The sequence below is a fragment of the Flavobacterium chungnamense genome (assembly GCF_039539165.1).
GTDB classification, from domain to species: domain Bacteria; phylum Bacteroidota; class Bacteroidia; order Flavobacteriales; family Flavobacteriaceae; genus Flavobacterium; species Flavobacterium chungnamense.
Genome location: NZ_BAABCS010000004.1, coordinates 189,208 through 206,648 on the forward strand (window position 1 = coordinate 189,208; position 17,441 = coordinate 206,648).

Annotated in this window: 13 protein-coding genes; 4 read left to right on the forward strand and 9 right to left on the reverse strand. The window is 31.5% G+C overall.

What is annotated here, in order from left to right:
- Nucleotides 1-22 precede the first annotated feature (22 nt).
- Entirely contained in the window at nucleotides 23-961 is a 939-nt protein-coding gene (locus ABD771_RS03105; RefSeq protein WP_345090513.1) for a GLPGLI family protein, read from the reverse strand.
- A 128-nt stretch (nucleotides 962-1,089) separates the two neighbouring features.
- Here ABD771_RS03105 and ABD771_RS03110 point away from each other — a divergent pair, with 128 nt between their 5' ends.
- Together ABD771_RS03110 and ABD771_RS03115 are read left to right on the forward strand one after the other, a co-directional pair.
- Complete coding sequence (locus tag ABD771_RS03110) at nucleotides 1,090-1,881, forward strand: NHL repeat-containing protein (protein WP_345090516.1); 792 nt, start codon at nucleotides 1,090-1,092, stop codon at nucleotides 1,879-1,881.
- Entirely contained in the window at nucleotides 1,881-2,495 is a 615-nt protein-coding gene (locus tag ABD771_RS03115) for a deoxynucleoside kinase (RefSeq protein WP_298303709.1), read from the forward strand. Before ABD771_RS03110 ends, ABD771_RS03115 begins: the two co-directional genes overlap by 1 nt.
- 31 nt (nucleotides 2,496-2,526) lie before the next feature.
- Here the strand turns inward: ABD771_RS03115 and ABD771_RS03120 are convergent, their stop codons facing one another.
- The 5 genes from ABD771_RS03120 to ABD771_RS03140 all read right to left on the reverse strand — a co-directional run bounded on the left by ABD771_RS03120 (nucleotide 2,527) and on the right by ABD771_RS03140 (nucleotide 11,724).
- A complete protein-coding gene (locus tag ABD771_RS03120) occupies nucleotides 2,527-5,001 on the reverse strand; it encodes a beta-mannosidase (RefSeq protein WP_345090521.1) in 2,475 nt (824 codons plus the stop codon).
- Nucleotides 5,002-5,094: 93 nt separating this feature from the next.
- Nucleotides 5,095-5,763, reverse strand: coding sequence for a copper homeostasis protein CutC (locus ABD771_RS03125; RefSeq protein ID WP_345090524.1), 669 nt, complete (start codon nucleotides 5,761-5,763; stop codon nucleotides 5,095-5,097).
- Nucleotides 5,763-6,755, reverse strand: coding sequence for an isoaspartyl peptidase/L-asparaginase family protein (locus tag ABD771_RS03130; RefSeq protein WP_345090527.1), 993 nt, complete (start codon nucleotides 6,753-6,755; stop codon nucleotides 5,763-5,765). The genes ABD771_RS03125 and ABD771_RS03130 overlap by 1 nt, the downstream gene beginning before the upstream one ends.
- Before the next feature lie 10 nt (nucleotides 6,756-6,765).
- Nucleotides 6,766-9,033 (reverse strand): glycoside hydrolase family 20 protein, encoded by a 2,268-nt coding sequence (locus ABD771_RS03135; protein ID WP_345090530.1) that lies wholly within the window; start codon nucleotides 9,031-9,033, stop codon nucleotides 6,766-6,768.
- A gap of 96 nt (nucleotides 9,034-9,129) precedes the next feature.
- Nucleotides 9,130-11,724: a sodium-translocating pyrophosphatase gene (locus tag ABD771_RS03140; protein WP_345090533.1), complete on the reverse strand. Its 2,595-nt coding sequence runs from the start codon at nucleotides 11,722-11,724 to the stop codon at nucleotides 9,130-9,132.
- 216 nt (nucleotides 11,725-11,940) lie between these two features.
- Between ABD771_RS03140 and ABD771_RS03145 the strand changes: the two genes are divergently transcribed.
- Nucleotides 11,941-12,390 (forward strand): DoxX family protein, encoded by a 450-nt coding sequence (locus ABD771_RS03145; protein ID WP_345090536.1) that lies wholly within the window; start codon nucleotides 11,941-11,943, stop codon nucleotides 12,388-12,390.
- Here the strand turns inward: ABD771_RS03145 and ABD771_RS03150 are convergent.
- The 3 genes from ABD771_RS03150 to ABD771_RS03160 all read right to left on the reverse strand — a co-directional run bounded on the left by ABD771_RS03150 (nucleotide 12,387) and on the right by ABD771_RS03160 (nucleotide 16,545).
- Nucleotides 12,387-12,980, reverse strand: a complete 594-nt coding sequence (locus tag ABD771_RS03150) for a DNA-3-methyladenine glycosylase family protein (protein WP_345090539.1) — start codon at nucleotides 12,978-12,980, stop codon at nucleotides 12,387-12,389. The two genes, ABD771_RS03145 and ABD771_RS03150, sit on opposite strands and share 4 nt — an antisense overlap.
- Before the next feature lie 21 nt (nucleotides 12,981-13,001).
- Nucleotides 13,002-15,488, reverse strand: coding sequence for a DUF5686 and carboxypeptidase-like regulatory domain-containing protein (locus ABD771_RS03155; protein WP_345090542.1), 2,487 nt, complete (start codon nucleotides 15,486-15,488; stop codon nucleotides 13,002-13,004).
- A gap of 79 nt (nucleotides 15,489-15,567) precedes the next feature.
- Nucleotides 15,568-16,545: a pyruvate dehydrogenase complex E1 component subunit beta gene (locus tag ABD771_RS03160; RefSeq protein WP_298303726.1), complete on the reverse strand. Its 978-nt coding sequence runs from the start codon at nucleotides 16,543-16,545 to the stop codon at nucleotides 15,568-15,570.
- Nucleotides 16,546-16,880: 335 nt separating this feature from the next.
- On the opposite strand from ABD771_RS03160, the gene ABD771_RS03165 reads away from it, so the two are divergent.
- Entirely contained in the window at nucleotides 16,881-17,426 is a 546-nt protein-coding gene (locus tag ABD771_RS03165) for a hypothetical protein (protein ID WP_345090545.1), read from the forward strand.
- Nucleotides 17,427-17,441: the final 15 nt, after the last annotated feature.

The following is a 17,441-nucleotide window of genomic DNA, read 5'->3' on the forward strand; positions in this document are numbered from 1 at the left end:
CTATTGATTTTTTTATAAGAAATTATCTTCCCATTCTCATTTGCATTCCACCTCTTCCTTGACCTTGATTCATTTCCATCATTTCTTCCATTTTTTTAGTTACAATATCATCATATTCTTTTTGAGTCACTACTTTACCATTATTTGATGCTTTTATTTCTGTTTTCTCTTTAGGATTGATAACAATTTTAGAACATAAAATAATTGTTTTTCCGTCATTTACTTCAAGAATTAAACCAGGTAAACCCCAATATCCTTCTGGACCTTGATTTACAGGAATGTCCATTGTATACCAAGCTGTGATCGTAATTTCTTTTGGCAATTCTACTTCATCAAAAAAGCTCGTTTTCTTTTCTTTTTTATCTTCAGCTTTTGCCTCTACACTTTTATTCTCGCCTTCCTTTTTTGCTTCCTCTTCTTTTTTCTTTACATCTTCTTCTTTCTTAGGTCTGAAATTTCTAAAATCGGTTTTACTTGCTGGAATTACTGCTGTTGCTTTGTAACACATATAACCACCAATTTCTCTGGTTTCACCTTCCATTTTCCAGTTGTAATTTCTTAGAGTATCTTTTACAAGAAATTCTTTTCCCATAAATTCTTTATCGACTGTAAACGTTTTCTCTTTTGCATTTTTGTAGTAAGTTCCTCCGCCACCCATCATGGACGACATCATTCTAAAACCTCCTTGACCTTGACCAGGAGCTTCTAACTTTTCTTCTTCCTTATAAATTGAAGACGTTTTATCAAAATTTAGAATGAATGTTTTTTCAAACATTTTCTTCATTCGTTCTTCAATCATTTTTTGCATTTCTGGAGTCATGTCTTTGTTTCCAGACATTCTTGATTTGAAATCGGCAGTGCTTGTTTTTGATTCATAAACAGCCATTCCTTGAAAATCTTTTTGAGCATTAGATGCAATAAAAACTAATAATAGTGCTAAAGTGAACGTTATTTTTTTCATTTGATGTATCTTAATTATTTGACGTAACAAATATGACGATTGAATTTGTGTTTTGTTACCAAAGATTTGTTAAATATTTTTCTTTGACTTTATATATTTCAAATAGTTTAATGTAATTTAGCATCACGATGAAAAAAATATTTAATATACTGCTTTTATTATTAGTTACAGATAGCTATTCACAAAATGAAAAGCTAACTGTAACAAGATTAGATTCCATTGCAATAAATGCTGATGCATTTGTTGGATTTGATGGGTTTAATAATTGTATTTATATAAAAAACAATGTTTTATATAAAAAAATAGATTCATCAATTTTACAATATCAAAATCTTGGTTTGGGAAAGATAACCAAAGTTGACATCGCAAATCCGCTTAAAATTATTATTTTTTACGAAGAATTTAATGCTGTAATTGTGTTGGATAATCAATTGAATGAAATACAAAAAATTGAGTTTTCAAGATTGGAAACACCAATTTTAGCCTCAGCAATTGGTATATCTGGACAAAATAAATTATGGGTTTTCAATAATTTAAATCAGCAAATAGGATTGTATGATTTGAATTTAAATACTTATGAAAACAAAAGCATTCCTTTAAATGAAAGCATTACATACTATCAAACAGATTTTAATTATTTTCATTGGATTGATAAACAAAATAATTGGTTTACTTCTACAATTTTTGGCAGAATTGTCAGTAACGGAAAAGTTGAAATAACAAATAATTTACAATTACTACCGCAAAACAAAATACTTTTTTCTAAAGAGAACAAGTTGTTTCTAAGAGATCGTAACATCAACAAACTATATGAAATTGAAATTGTTGAGAAATCATTTAAAAAATTTTATTACAAAGAACAAATTTTATCTATTTTTACCGACCAAGGAATTACAAATTATAAAATTACAATACCATAATGCATATAGCAGTAGCAGGAAATATAGGTGCTGGAAAAACAACATTAACTCGTTTTTTGGCAAAACATTTTAAGTGGGAACCTCATTTTGAAGACGTAGTTGACAATCCTTATTTGGATGATTTTTATCATCAAATGGAACGTTGGTCGTTTAACTTACAGATTTACTTTTTGAATAGTCGTTTTAGACAGGTTTTACAAATTCGTGAAAGTGGAAAAAAAATCATTCAAGACAGAACGATTTATGAAGATGCGCATATTTTTGCTCCCAATCTTCATGCTATGGGATTGATGACTAATCGTGATTTTGAAAACTATTCTTCCTTATTTGAATTGATGGAGAGTCTTGTGGAAGCTCCAGATTTGTTAATTTATTTGAGAAGTTCTATTCCTAATCTTGTTGGTCAAATTCACAAAAGAGGTCGTGAATATGAAAACACCATTTCGATTGACTATTTAAGTAGATTGAACGAAAGATATGAAGCTTGGATTACGACTTACAACAAAGGAAAATTATTAATCATTGATGTTGATGATATTGATTTCGTAAATAACCCAGAAGATTTAGGAATGATTATCAACAGAATCGATGCCGAAATAAACGGATTATTTTAAAACACAAAGCACTTCAATCGAGGTGCTTTTTTTATTCATTTAACATATCAAATAAAGAAACCATCTTTATGTTAAATGATAGTTTATCAGTCTTGATGATTTTGGAAATTCCTGGCAATAAATCAAAATAGTTTTCTTTAAAAAAACTATCATTGGATTGTAAATACAAATTTTTAACTAACGTATTTGCTTTAAGTTCAATTAATGTTTCGCCTACAATTTTCATTTCAATAGTTGGCTTTTCTAGTTGTAGTTCTTTTGGTTTAACAAAATAATGATAGGCAACAGTTTTCTTATTGTTGCAAATAAATTCAAATTGTAATACCGTTTTTTCTTTCACAAATTTTGGTAATTCTGCGAAGAGAATATCCATACAATTTGTATTTTTTTCAGAATTAAGTTCGCAATCTTTTGAATCTGCCCAAAGTTCTTTTCCAGAAAAATCGATTAACTTAGCATTTAGTGTTCCTTTTTGTATTTCAAGGTTGTCATTGCTGCCAATAATTGAAAGTCCATCTACATTTTCTGATGCAACTAAAAGTATAGGTGCAAAACTTTCCTTTACTTGGTAATGAGACGCTTTCCAATTTCCATAATAATCTAAAGTGCTCCACGAAGTCACAGGCCAACAATCATTTAATTGCCAATACAAAGAACCCATACAGTAAGGTTTTGCAAGACGATGAGCTTCTATAGCGGTTTTCATACCATAAGCTTGCAAAATTTGCGATACATAATTGTATTTTTCTAAAGATTTTGGAACCGGAAAATCGCGTGCCATATATTCATTTATGGTTTCAAAACCTGTAGGATGCTTTTGATGGTTTTTAAAGGCTTCGGAAGTGAAATTCATGTATTCCTTTGGGATGACTCTTTCTAATGTTTCTAAATTTGGCATTCCTTGAAAACCATATTCACTCATAAAGCGACCTACTTTTTGTTTGTAGACTTCAAAAGGTTCTTTGCCCCACCAAACTCCCCAATAATGAGCATCGCCTTGCGTCAAACTTTCTTTTTTACCCCAACCAATTGAGGGTGATGATGGCCAATATCGATTCTCTTTTTTGGACAATAAACTATCTAAAGTTTTCGGAATTAATTGATGAAATAGTTTTTCATAATTGTTCCAAATTTGGGTGGAATCTTGCTTTGAATACTTGAATTGTTTTTGCCAACCCCAATTTTTCCAACCTTCGTCATTTTCATTATTACCGCACCAAAGTGCTATACATGGATGATTTTGAAGACGATTTACATTATCAATTACTTCATTTTTTACATTATCAAGAAAATCGGAATCTCCAGGATACATGGCGCATGCAAACATAAAGTCTTGCCAAACTAAAATTCCGTTTTTATCACATTCATCATAAAAAGCATCATCTGCATAAACGCCTCCACCCCAAACTCTCAGCATGTTCATATTAGCATCAACAGCTTTTTGTACAATGTCTTTATATGTAGAAGTTGTCGCACTTGGTAAAAAACTATCCGGCGGAATATAATTAGCACCTTTCATGAAAACTGGTTTTCCGTTTAATTTAAAATAAAAACTTTTACCTATGCTGTCTTTTTCCTGAACTAATTCAATAGTTCTAAGCCCAATATTCAATTTTTTAAGAGATAATTGAACTTTACTTTTAGATAAACTAATTTCAAATGGATAAAGATTTGCTTTTCCCAAACCATTTGTCCACCAAAACTTTGGATTTTTGATTTCATAAGGAAAATCTATAACATTTATTCCTTTTTTTAACTCAAAAACTTTTTGAGCTTCATTAATTTTTAAATAATAATTTCCAGCAAGTTGAGCATTTACAGTTACTTTAAAATTCAATTTTGCAATGGTTTCACTTAATTCTTGTTGATCGTATTTTACATTTTCTATTGTAGCATTGTTCCAAAAAAGAAATTTTATTGGACGATAAATTCCTGAGGTTACAAATCTTGGTCCCCAATCCCATCCAAAATGATATTGTGCTTTTCTTGAAAAAATTCGTTCCTTTTCTGGCAATATGTAAGGTAACTTTTGAGCTTTTGCTTTACCGATTTCTACTGCAGATTTGAAAACAATTTTTATATTATTTTTACCAACTTTCAAATTGTTTTTCACATCACCTTTCCATAAGCGAAACATATTATTGGCATCCAAAATCTTTTTATTATTCAAAAAGACTTCGGCATAAGTGTCTAATCCTTCAAATTGCAAAATGGTGTTTTGATTCTTCAATTCCTCTTTTGAAATTTTAAAACTTGTTTGATATTCCCATGTTTCATTTTCAATCCATTGCAACTCTTTTTCGTTGTTCCCGAAAAAAGGATTTGGGATAATTTTGTTGTTATATAAATCAGCGTGAACTGTTCCAGGAACTTTTGCTGGAAACCAATTGGAATCTGATATTTTTTTGAAACTCCAATTTTCAGAATTCAAATTTCGTTCAGAATTTTGCGACCATAAGATTAATGGTAACAGCATTAGAATTAAAAATTTAAATTGGTATTTCATATGTTTAAATTTTATTTTTCAGCGGTAACATATGTTATCGCCTTTTTAATCATTGGTGTTTGCAAGCAAACGAGTTTGTTTATTGCGATTTCATTACTTTAAATTTTTTTTCAAATTGAAAATTTCTTCTGGATTTGCGATTTGACTTCCATCAATAATAGCTGAAGAATGATAAAAAGTGGCTTGTGTTACTTCTTGAACATGATTGATGTTTGTAGATCGTAATCCACCACCAGGCATAATTGTAATTCTATTTTGTGCTTGGTGAACCAACTTTTTAAGAACATCTATGCCATCCAAAACATTGGAATGCGTTCCTGAAGTTAAAATAGTCGAAAATCCACAAGAAATGACATCTTCTAAAGCTTGCTCATAATCTGCAACTTCATCAAAAGCACGGTGAAAAGTACATGGAAATGGTTTAGCTAGATTTACTAATTCGGTGTTTCTTTCGATATCAATTTTATTATTTTCATCTAAAATTCCAAAAACAAAACCATTCACTTTTAGTGATTTGAAGTACAAAATATTCAGTTTCATTTGAGTAAATTCTTCGTTGGAATAAACAAAATTTCCTCCTCGTTGTCGAATCATTACAAACAAATCTGAAGATAAAAATTTTCTAGTATTAATAACATCCATTGGATTTGGAGTAGTTCCACCAACATCAAATCCGTCGCATAATTCAATTCTGTCGGCTCCATTTTCATGAGCAATTTGAGCAGATTTAATATTAAAACAAGCAATTTCTAATTTGTTCATTACTTTAAATAATAACCTGCGTCAATTAATTTATTTCCAGAATTATCGTTAACCGCATAATTAAATCCGCTTTGAATACAATAAGAACCAAATTGTCCTTTTTTATTTAAAGCAATAAAACCTACTTGAATATCTTTGAGTTCTTTTCCTCGATTTTTAGTCAATTTTACAATTCTAGCCACCGCTTCTTCACAAGCTTTTTGTGGTGATTTTCCTTGACGCATTAATTCTACAACCAAATGACAACCAGTAATTCTAATAACTTCTTCGCCGTGACCAGTTGCAGTTGCTGCTCCAATTTCATTATCAACGTATAATCCAGCGCCTATAATTGGTGAATCTCCAACTCTTCCGTGCATTTTAAATGCCATTCCACTTGTTGTACATGCTCCGGATAAATTTCCATGACTATCTAATGCAATCATTCCGATGGTATCGTGATTTTCGATGTTTGCAATTGGTTTATACTGACTAGTTTTAAGCCATTCTTTCCATTCTTTTTCTGATGCTTCTACCAACAAATTTTCTTTTTTGAATCCTTGAGAAAGAGCAAATTGTAAGGCACCATCACCTACTAACATTACGTGTGGTGTTTTTTCCATAACAGCTCTTGCGACAGAAATAGGATGTTTTATATGTTCTAAACAAGCTACCGAACCAATATTTGAAAACTCATCCATAATGCAGGAATCCAGTGTAACTCTTCCATCTCTATCGGGTCTTCCTCCATAGCCTACACTTCTTTCGTTTGGATCGCCTTCAGGAATTTTCACTCCAGCTTCAACAGCATCTAAAGCTCTTCCATTATTTTTTAAGACTTCCCATGCGGCTCCATTGGCTTGAACCCCAAAATTCCAAGTGGAAATGACGATTGGTTTATTTACTTTACTATCTTCAAACGTTATTTCATCTTCTTTTGATTTAAACGAATTCAAGGCAATGGCTACTGAACCAATAGCTGCCGTTTTTATAAAATTTCTACGATTTGCCATACTTGTATTTTTATTCTAAGCCAATTTCATCAATAAATAACCAAGCAGCAGAACCTGCGCCAGGATTTCCTTCTGGAATTTTACCCAGATTTGAAGCAATTACTTTTATGAATTTTGCCTTTACGGATTTTACTTCAATTGTAATTTCTCCTCTTTTTTCAATAATTTCCTGAGCTGAAACTGATTTTAAACTTTTGAAATTTACACCATCATCGGATAGTAAAAACTCAATGCTTTTTGGAAAATAAATCCAACTTCCTTCATTAGCTAAACTACTTATTGAAACTTTATTTATAACCTCAACTTTTTCTAAATCGATGATTGCAACCATATCTTTACCTGAAAATCCGAGCCAGTCTCGACCAAATTTTTGTCTATCACCAATAACTCCATCAACTAATGTAAAAGCACCACTTGCTGCATAACTTTCGCTAGGTTGATTTAGTAAAGAAATCTTTTTGCCTGTTGCTTTATTTATAGAAAATGATTGTTCAATGGTTGCGCTTTTTTGCTCTCCGTTTTCAAAATAAGCGGCTTTAATTGTTTGACTTTTTGTTATTCCAATTGGATTTTGATAGCTATCAGAATTTAAACTAGGATTAGAACCATCGGAAGTAAATCTGATTCCTTCTTGATTTTTGGAGGATTTTAATGAAAACAGAATGTTTTTATCAACTTCTGAATGACTTATTTTGGAAGTTAATTCGAAAATTGCTTTGCTGTAGTTGATTTTATTTTCTTCAAAATATTGAAAATGCTGTATCATTCTATCTTGAAAATCTTTATATTTTTCAGTATTAGATGTGCCCCAAAGCACTTCTGAAAGTGCCAACATTCTTGGAAAAATCATGTACTCAACTTTATTCTCATCTTCCATGTATTCGGTCCAAACATTTCCTTGAGCTCCCAAAATATAGTTGGCTTCGTTTTTATTTAGAGATGTTGGTGTTGGATTAAAACTATAGACTTTTTCAACTGTTGTGAACCCTCCAATGGCTAAAGGTTCGTTTTTGGGTTCACCTTGATAATGATCAAAGTAGCAATGTGATCCTGGTGTCATCACTACAAAATGGTTTTGTTTAGCAGCTTCTATTCCACCTTTTGTTCCGCGCCAACTCATTACAGCTGCATTCGGTGCTAAACCACCTTCGAGAATTTCATCCCAACCCATTATTTTTCTTCCTCTGCTGTTTACAAATTTTTCAATTCTTCGAATAAAATAACTTTGTAATTCATGCTCGTCTTTTAATCCTTCGCGTTTAATAACCGATTGACAATTAGCACATTTTTTCCATCGTGTTTTCGGACATTCATCGCCACCAATATGAACATATTCCGATGGAAATAAATTTATAACTTCTGATAAAATATTTTCTAGGAATTCGAAAGTTTCTTCTTTTGGACAAAACACATCGTCTAAAACACCCCATTTTAATGCTACTTCAAATGGTCCGCCAGTGCATGAATATTGTGGATAAGAAGCTAATGCAGCTACTGCGTGTCCGGGCATTTCAATTTCTGGAACTACGGTAATGTGACGTTCTGATGCATAAGCTACAATTTCTTTTATTTCCTCTTGGGTGTAGAAACCACCATAAGGTTTATCATCAAATTTTTGTTCTCTGTAATGACCAATCATCGAACCTTTTCGCCATGCTCCGATTTCGGTAAGTTTTGGATATTTTTTTATTTCAATACGCCAACCTTGATCATCGGTTAAATGCCAATGAAAAACGTTCATTTTATATCTAGCGAGATAATCAATATACTTTTTGATGAATTCCTTTGGAAAGAAATGTCGGCTTACATCAAGGTGCATTCCGCGCCATTTGTATTTTGAGTAATCATTTATCTGTAAAAAAGGTATTGAGATTTCATTCTTTTTATCGGAAGGAATTAATTGTAAAAGTGTTTGAATTCCATAAAAAATCCCTTGATTTGAAAAAGCTGTTATTGTAATTTTATTATTGGAAACACTTAATTCATATTGTTCTTTATCAAAATTTATAGTGTCTGGAAGTTTCATTATAAGCTGAATACTATTTGAACTATAAACTTCACTTATACTTAAATCTAATCCTGATTTTGATTTAATTATTTCTTTCAAATATTTTGCTTCAAACGAATTTTCATCTGCTTGTATTGTAGTTTTATCATTAAGTACAAAACTTCCTGAGCCTAACTCTACTTGAGAAGGATATGGAATTATAGGTAATTGATTTTGCGAAAAAACAGTGTTGAAAATCAATAGTAGTAAAAATAGAAATTTCTTTTTCATGCAAGTTTGAATTTATCAATGGCTAAATTTACATAAAAAAAGTCAAAAAAAATGCCCCACTTTCGTGAGGCATTTTATATAAAACATTTTATTCTATTATTTTAAAGCGTCAACTTTAGCTTTTACTTCAGCTTCCGTTCCTTCAATAACTTCAGAAGTTGAAACTCCATTTGAAGTTGAAGTAACAGTAGCTTTAACTTTACCGTTATCCAATTTTTCCATGATAACTTTTCTTAAAACTTCTTTTTTTACTTCACCTTTAAATTTACCATTTTCATCGTACATAGCCATACATTTAGCTTTGTCTTCTGCAGAACAACCATTTTCGTCACACATTGCTGCACACTCTTCTTTGGTCATTGTAGCACATTTGCTCATATCACATTTTCCTGCAGCAGCACCTTTAACTTCACATGAAGTGTTAGTACATCCTTTTTCTTCACATTCCTCTTTGCTCATTGAAGCACATTGTTCAGTAGCAGCACAACATGATGATTTTGCATCATCAGAATGTCCGCTTCCTAAAATTGGAGCTATTACTAAACCAATTAAACAAGTTAATTTGATTAAAATGTTCATAGACGGACCAGAAGTATCTTTGAATGGATCACCAACAGTATCACCAGTTACAGCTGCTTTGTGAGCATCAGAACCTTTGTAAGTCATTTCACCGTTGATTTCAACACCAGCTTCGAACGATTTTTTAGCATTATCCCAAGCACCACCAGCATTGTTTTGGAACACAGCCCAAAGCACACCAGAAACAGTAACTCCAGCCATATAACCACCTAACATTTCAGCGATTAATTGGTTGTTATCTCCGTAAACTAATTTACCTAATAATACAATTGCAATTGGGAAACCAATAGTCATAACTCCTGGCAACATCATTTCACGTAATGCCGCTTTAGTAGAAATTTCAACACATTTACCATATTCTGGTTTACCAGTTCCTTCCATAATCCCTGGAATTTCTTTGAACTGACGACGTACTTCATATACCATATCCATTGCAGCTTTACCTACAGAGTTCATTGCCAAAGCAGAGAAAACTACAGGAATCATACCTCCAACAAATAACATTGCTAATACTGGAGCTTTGAAGATATTGATACCATCAATTCCTGTAAAAGTTACATAAGCAGCAAATAAAGCTAAAGATGTTAATGCAGCAGAAGCGATTGCGAAACCTTTTCCAGTTGCGGCAGTTGTGTTACCAACTGAATCTAAAATATCTGTTCTTGTACGAACTTCTTTTGGTAATTCACTCATTTCAGCGATACCACCAGCATTATCAGAAATTGGTCCGAAAGCATCGATTGCTAATTGCATAGCTGTTGTAGCCATCATTGCAGAAGCAGCAAGAGCAACACCGTAGAAACCAGCTAAAGCATAAGTTGACCAGATTGCTCCAGCAAACAATAACACAGTTGGGAAAGTAGAAATCATACCAGTAGCTAAACCAGCGATTACGTTAGTTCCAGCACCAGTTGATGATTTTTGTACAATTGCCAAAACTGGTTTTGTACCTAAACCTGTATAATATTCAGTTACTGATGAAATGGCTCCACCAACAAATAATCCAATTAAAGAAGCATAGAATACTCTCATTGAAGAAATATCTTGTAATCCTTCACCAAAAAATGTCATTTTCATAGTTTCTGGCAACATCATTCTTACAAGGAAGAAACAAGCAACAGCAGTTAAAACAATAGAAACCCAGTTTCCAATGTTTAATGCTTTTTGAACTTGAGCTTCTTTAGCATCATCGCTAGAGATTTTCACTAACATTGTTCCGATGATTGAGAATAAAATTCCGAAACCAGCTATAGCCATTGGTAATAAAATTGGACCGATTCCACCAAAAGCGTCTTCGATTTTACCGCCCATATCTTTAATTACATAGTTACCTAAAACCATTGCAGCAAGAACTGTAGCCACATAAGAACCAAATAAATCGGCACCCATACCAGCAACGTCACCTACGTTATCTCCAACGTTATCTGCAATTGTAGCAGGATTTCTTGGATCATCTTCTGGAATACCAGCTTCAACTTTTCCAACTAAGTCAGCACCTACGTCAGCAGCTTTGGTATAAATACCACCACCAACACGAGCAAACAATGCAATAGATTCAGCTCCAAGAGAGAAACCTGCAAGCGTTTCAAGAACAACTGTCATATCTTCAGTGTTTGTCCAAACGCCTCCAGGCATAAAATATCTAAATAGTAATATGAAAAATCCTGTTAAACCTAAAACTGCTAAACCAGCAACTCCAAGTCCCATTACAGTACCACCACCAAAAGAAACTTTTAATGCTTGTGGCAAACTTGTACGAGCAGCTTGCGTAGTTCTTACGTTAGTTTTAGTTGCAATTTTCATACCCATGTTTCCAGCTAAAGCCGAAAAGAAGGCACCAAAAACAAAAGCAACTACTATTAATAAATGCGTTTTTACTCCTGGCAAATAGGTAATTCCAGCTAAAACAACACTCGCTATAACAACGAAAATTGCTAATAATCTGTATTCTGCTTTTAGGAAAGCTAAAGCACCTTCGTAGATGTAATCTGAAATTTCTTTCATTTTTCCATCACCAGCATCTTGTTTTAATACCCAAGATCTTTTGATTGCCATAAAAGCTAATCCAATTAATGCCATTACAATAGGCACATAAATCATCATTGATTCCATAAATATAATTTTTGTTATAAATTTTATCGGGTGCAAAAATAACAAAATTTTAAGAACTTATGCAACTTGATTCATATTATAAAAAGAAATGTGCTAAATTTATATAGTTAAGGCTTGAATTTTTCAATAAACATTATAAATAATTGGAATTTTGACAGAAATTATAGACTTTTGGAATGTATAATTACCAATTCATAAAACTTAATCCAGTAAAAAATGAAGAAATTAGTGTTATTTTCACCAAAAGAAATCAATAGAGACTTAGGCTTATTTCTTATTAGACTAATAGTAGGATTGCTTATGGCATTTTATGGTTACGAAAAATTAATTCATTTTAATGAAATGGCAGCTTCAGAATTTTGGACAAAAAATGTAAATTTTTTAGGAATGAGTGGCTCAGTTCCATTGGCTCTAACTGTATTTGCTGAATTTTTTTGCAGCTTGTTTCTTATTGCTGGATTCTTAACAAGAATTAATTTGTTTTTCCTACTATTTTGTATGGCTTATATTTTCTTGGTGATTTTTCCATTTTCAATTTTAGATAAAGGTGATAATGGTTATCAATTTAATGATGCTTTTTTATATTTTATTATTTATCTTGGATTATTTTTTACAGGACCAGGAAAATATAGCTTGGATCAAAGGTTATTTGGTAAAAACAATTAAATTTTATTTCTCTTTTTGAGATAATAATGCCAAATGGTAAAAGAAGCAAATGTTCTAAAAGGCTTCCAATTGTCTGAAAGTTTTTCCATTTCTTCATGAGTTTGACAATCGTATAATTCTTTCAAAGTATTTTTTATGGCGACATCGCCAAGAGGAACTACATCTGGTGACTGAAGACAAAACATTAAGTAAACTTCAATACTCCAATTACCAATTCCTTTGATTTTTACTAGCTCTTCTCTGATTTGCTGTTCGGATTTGATTGCAAAACTCTCAAAATTGATTTCGTTATTAAGTACTTTGGCTGCTAAATCTTTGAGATAAACTATTTTTTGTCGAGACAACCCACAAGATTTTAATTCATAATCAGAAGAATAATAGATGTTTTCTGGTGTGATTTTCTTGAAATAATTCTCTAGTTTAACATAACATGCTTTTGCAGATTCTATAGAAACTTGTTGTTCTAGAATAATATGACACATAGAAGCAAATCCTTCTTGGCGCTTTTGAACAATTGGATGTCCATAAGTATCAAGAATAAATTTTAAAGTCTCATCTTTAGAAGTCAGAAATTCAACAACTTGCTCCATAATTAAAGAAACTAGATTGAATTAAAAATAGAAACCAAATTCTCCTTTAATTGTAAAATTATTTGTTCCAGGAATATCTCTATAATTTCCTCTCCAACTTGCATCAATTCGGAATACTTTGAATATGTTTCCGATTCCAACACTATATTCCCAATAAGGTTGTTTTGGAGCTTGGTAAACCAAACCTGAGGCATTTATTAGTTGATTTTCTTGAGAAATTGTTCCATAAACTCCTATAACACCAATGATTTCTCTCCAATTTAATTTTCTCATAAGAGGAATTCTAGACAATAATCGTCCCTGAAAATTATGATCCCATTGTAAAGTAGCATATTCGTCGGCTACAAACTCATAAAAATTTAGGTTACTAAATGTATTTCCAATAATAAAATAAGTTTGATTTCCAGGCACAACACTCATCAAGCCAAGAGGTACTTGCCCAAAAGTTTTTCCGAGTTCCATAGTTAAATTTGTTCTTCCTAATGGTCCTATTGTTATGGGTTGCTTATAATATAATTGAAGTTTGCTGTAATCAAAATCACTATCTATTAATCCTTTAAATCCTTGACTATAATTTACAAAAAAGCGGCTGTATGGGTTATCTACATTAAGACGTTCTACTCCGTAACCAACCGTTTTCTTGCCTGGCGTATACTCTACTTGGAGATTAACTTCAGATTGTTTCACTTCACTTTTTGTTGTTGTATAAGTATCATCAGAATAATAATCTAAACTAAATGTTGGTGAAGCTGATTCTAAGGTACGATAGGAAAATCCTGTTTGAAAAATTAAATTTTTAACCGGTTCAATTTCGACAGAAGCTGTGGTAAGATTGATGTTGGTTAATTTTCCATTATTACCAGAACTAAACAAACTTGAAGAAGCAAAACTTCTACCCAAAACATCATTGGTAGTGGTTAAACTTGCACCAATTTGCTCAACATCTCTTCTATTACCTGCGGTTAAAATGATACGTTTTTTAGAATCCACCATCCACTTTCCTGACAAGCCGTATTTGAATTTATTATCGTCAAATCCGTAAGCGGTGTAACCTTGCAAACGCCATTTATCGTTGGGTCCAAAATAGGTTCTTCCTCCTACTCTAACTCGAATTCCTTCTACAACATTGTACCCAAAGGTTGAAAAAATAGGTCCGAAATCTATATTTCCTTTTTGTATATATCCGCTACCTAAAATGGTTACAAGATTATACATTTGTTTGAATTTTTTAACCGTTTTTAAGGTGTCAAGCATTTTGTAAACTCCAATTTCATCTTTATTTAGTTTCTCAAATCGGTTTTCTTCCCAATATTCATCTGACTTGGTGTAAACTTCATTATCAATAAAATTGACTTCTTCTTTATAAAACTTATCGGGTTTTACTTCGTTAAATTTATGATTTCTCACTAAAGTTGTTCGTTTTCCATAAACACCTTTAGATTCTTCTTTTTTGTTGATTGCAAAATCTGACATCATGTAATCCCTAGTAAGAAGAAAAACAGAATCATTTACCACTTCAAATTCTTGTTCAATATAGATATCTTTAACCCAGTTAATATTAGCACTTTTAGAAACTGCCATATTGATAGTTTTAATAGCAAACGTAGAATCATTAACCCAAAAATCACCTTTAAAAGTTAGTTCGTTTTTTCTTCTTGGATAAAACACAATGTTGTAACACCATTTATTATCAATAAAAGAGCTATCTCTTAATACATAATTATAAACATCTATCCCAGTTGTTGATAATGGACTTGTAAAACTTTTATCAAAAAAAGTTAAGTGATTATTGTAGATATTATAATCGTTGTAAAGGTCTTTAATGAAAGTGTTTACTCCATCGCCATTTCCTAAACCTGAGTTTTTGTTGGCTTTAATAATTGATTTCTCTTTCTTTAATTTATTATCACCATAAACATCATACATAGATTCATTTATGAAAATTGGAAGATATGTTTTTCCAGTAACTTTAGAGGTGTCTACTTTATTGAAAACAAACTCCATTCCTTTGAAGATTTTTTGCTTCATAAAAGCACTATCTATGGTATTCAAATCAAATTCAACTTTCTCGTATTTTTCGTATTGATATTGGTCAAACATACGTAAGCCGTTCTTTCTTTTTCTTTCCCAAATTTTTCTTAGAATATCTAATGCTGGATTGTTTTTCTTTGATGTTTTTCCTTTGTAAATAACAACCTCTTGCAACATTTCTTCTTCATTTAAAACCACTTTCATATTGTAAGTTACCAACTTTTCTAAATCTACATCTTTAGTAGTAAAACCAACGAAAGCTACTACTAATGTTGTGTAATTTTTAGTTGATTCTAAGTAAAACTTACCGTTTTCATCACTAACAGTTCCTTCGTTAGAACCTTTAAATACAATATTAGCATAGGAAACTGGTTGGTTTTTCTTATCAATAACAACTCCGCTTACTTTTGTTTGAGAAAAAACAAAAGAAGAAAAAAGAAGAAAAAGAACTATAGAAAAAGATATTTTTTTAAGCATAATACTATTTGCAAATTTTTGGTAAAAAAAAAGCTTCATCAAGATTTCTCCGATGAAGCTTCAAATATAATAGATTATATTATTTGTACATTACTTTTTTTACTGCTTTAACAACATCTTGCGCATTTGGCAACCATTCTTTCAATAAAGTTGGTGAATATGGCGCTGGAGTATCAGCAGTTGTGATTCTTTGAACTGGCGCATCAAGGAAATCGAATGCTTTATCTTGAACCATATAAGTTATTTCTGAAGCCACACTTGCAAAAGGCCAAGCTTCTTCAAGAACTACCAAACGATTTGTTTTCTTAACAGAATTGATAATCGCATCATAGTCCATTGGGCGAACGGTTCTTAAGTCGATAATTTCACAAGAAATTCCTTCTTTCGCTAATTCGTCAGCAGCTATGAAAGCTTCTTTGATGATTTTTCCGAAAGAAACGATAGTTACATCTGTTCCTTCTCTTTTAATATCAGCAACTCCTAATGGAATTATGTATTCGCCATCTGGCACTTCACCTTTATCACCATACATTTGTTCTGATTCCATGAAAATAACTGGGTCATTATCACGAATGGCAGCTTTCAACAAACCTTTAGCATCATAAACTGTAGATGGAACTACCACTTTTAAACCTGGCGTATTAGCAAACCAATTTTCAAAAGCTTGTGAGTGTGTTGCTCCTAATTGTCCAGCAGAAGCTGTTGGTCCACGAAAAACCATTGGCATTGGAAATTGTCCAGCCGACATTTGACGCATCTTAGCAGCATTATTTATAATTTGGTCAATTCCAACTAACGAAAAGTTAAAAGTCATGTATTCTACAATAGGACGACAACCGTTCATAGCTGAACCAACTGCAATTCCTGCAAAACCTAACTCGGCAATTGGAGTATCAATCACTCTTTTTGGACCGAATTCATCAAGCATCCCTTTTGATGCTTTGTAAGCACCATTGTATTCGGCAACTTCTTCACCCATTAAATATACGGCTTCATCGCGACGCATTTCTTCACTCATCGCTTCGGCAATCGCTTCTCTAAATTGTATCGTTCTCATATATATTGTTTCTTAAAATCTATTTTGGATAGCAAAAGTAAAAATTTTATTTAGATTATTGGATATTTAGATTATTAGATTGTTAGATTTACTATTTTGTTTTTAACGAAAACGATGTAATATATTTTTTTAATTGCTTGAATAACATTTAAACCGATTACTCAAAAAAATTATTACTCTCAAAAAATCAAAAAAGAAAACTTGAATTAAGTGATTAATTTGTTAGATTTGTTTTGATGTAGAATTTTGGCACGGATTAAACTAAACTATCAAGTGTTTCGAAAATGAGGTTCGAAAGAAATTTAGAAATATAAAGAAATACCATATTATTGAAAATGAAGAAAATAATAATATCAATTATTATAGTGATAATTAGTTTTTCTTGCGTAATTAAGAAGAAGAATGAAGTTATTTATGATTTAAAATGTATAGTTAATAATTCTGACAATAACTTATTTGTCTCGTTTTCTAAAATTGGAGTTTCAAGAAAACACCAAAATATAATCTACAAAGATTCTAGTTTAATAATAAAAACATTTAACGATTACGATTATTTTTTTGATTTATATAAAGAAAAAATTTTAATTATTTCAATCAGAAAGAAAGGATATACTGGTTGGGCAGGCATTTCAGATATTTATAAAGACTCAACTTATTTTTATGATTTAGAAAACGATAGGAAATCCTACATCTCATTAAAAAGAACATATTTTGTCAGAAACAAAGACGAATTAAAACAAATCTATAAAGGACGAAGTAGTTTTGATGAAACTGAGTATAATTATTATGGAATAGAAAGTATTAGTATAGAAAAAAATGAATTGTTCTTAATTCAGCCCAATCTTAATCTTAAGAAATATGAATTAACAAAAGTAGATTAATTAATGTTTAAGAGA

What these genes read in the sequence shown, in the direction of transcription:
- ABD771_RS03130 (WP_345090527.1), bottom strand. Translation starts at nt 6,755, where the DNA reads ATGGCAAATCGTAGAAATTTTATAAAAACGGCAGCTATTGGTTCAGTA.
- ABD771_RS03140 (WP_345090533.1), bottom strand. Translation starts at nt 11,724, where the DNA reads ATGGAATCAATGATGATTTATGTGCCTATTGTAATGGCATTAATTGGA.
- ABD771_RS03105 (WP_345090513.1), bottom strand. Translation starts at nt 961, where the DNA reads ATGAAAAAAATAACGTTCACTTTAGCACTATTATTAGTTTTTATTGCA.
- ABD771_RS03125 (WP_345090524.1), bottom strand. Translation starts at nt 5,763, where the DNA reads ATGAACAAATTAGAAATTGCTTGTTTTAATATTAAATCTGCTCAAATT.
- ABD771_RS03120 (WP_345090521.1), bottom strand. Translation starts at nt 5,001, where the DNA reads ATGAAATACCAATTTAAATTTTTAATTCTAATGCTGTTACCATTAATC.
- ABD771_RS03115 (WP_298303709.1), top strand. Translation starts at nt 1,881, where the DNA reads ATGCATATAGCAGTAGCAGGAAATATAGGTGCTGGAAAAACAACATTA.
- ABD771_RS03135 (WP_345090530.1), bottom strand. Translation starts at nt 9,033, where the DNA reads ATGAAAAAGAAATTTCTATTTTTACTACTATTGATTTTCAACACTGTT.
- ABD771_RS03155 (WP_345090542.1), bottom strand. Translation starts at nt 15,488, where the DNA reads ATGCTTAAAAAAATATCTTTTTCTATAGTTCTTTTTCTTCTTTTTTCT.
- ABD771_RS03165 (WP_345090545.1), top strand. Translation starts at nt 16,881, where the DNA reads ATGAAGAAAATAATAATATCAATTATTATAGTGATAATTAGTTTTTCT.
- ABD771_RS03160 (WP_298303726.1), bottom strand. Translation starts at nt 16,545, where the DNA reads ATGAGAACGATACAATTTAGAGAAGCGATTGCCGAAGCGATGAGTGAA.
- ABD771_RS03150 (WP_345090539.1), bottom strand. Translation starts at nt 12,980, where the DNA reads ATGGAGCAAGTTGTTGAATTTCTGACTTCTAAAGATGAGACTTTAAAA.
- ABD771_RS03110 (WP_345090516.1), top strand. Translation starts at nt 1,090, where the DNA reads ATGAAAAAAATATTTAATATACTGCTTTTATTATTAGTTACAGATAGC.
- ABD771_RS03145 (WP_345090536.1), top strand. Translation starts at nt 11,941, where the DNA reads ATGAAGAAATTAGTGTTATTTTCACCAAAAGAAATCAATAGAGACTTA.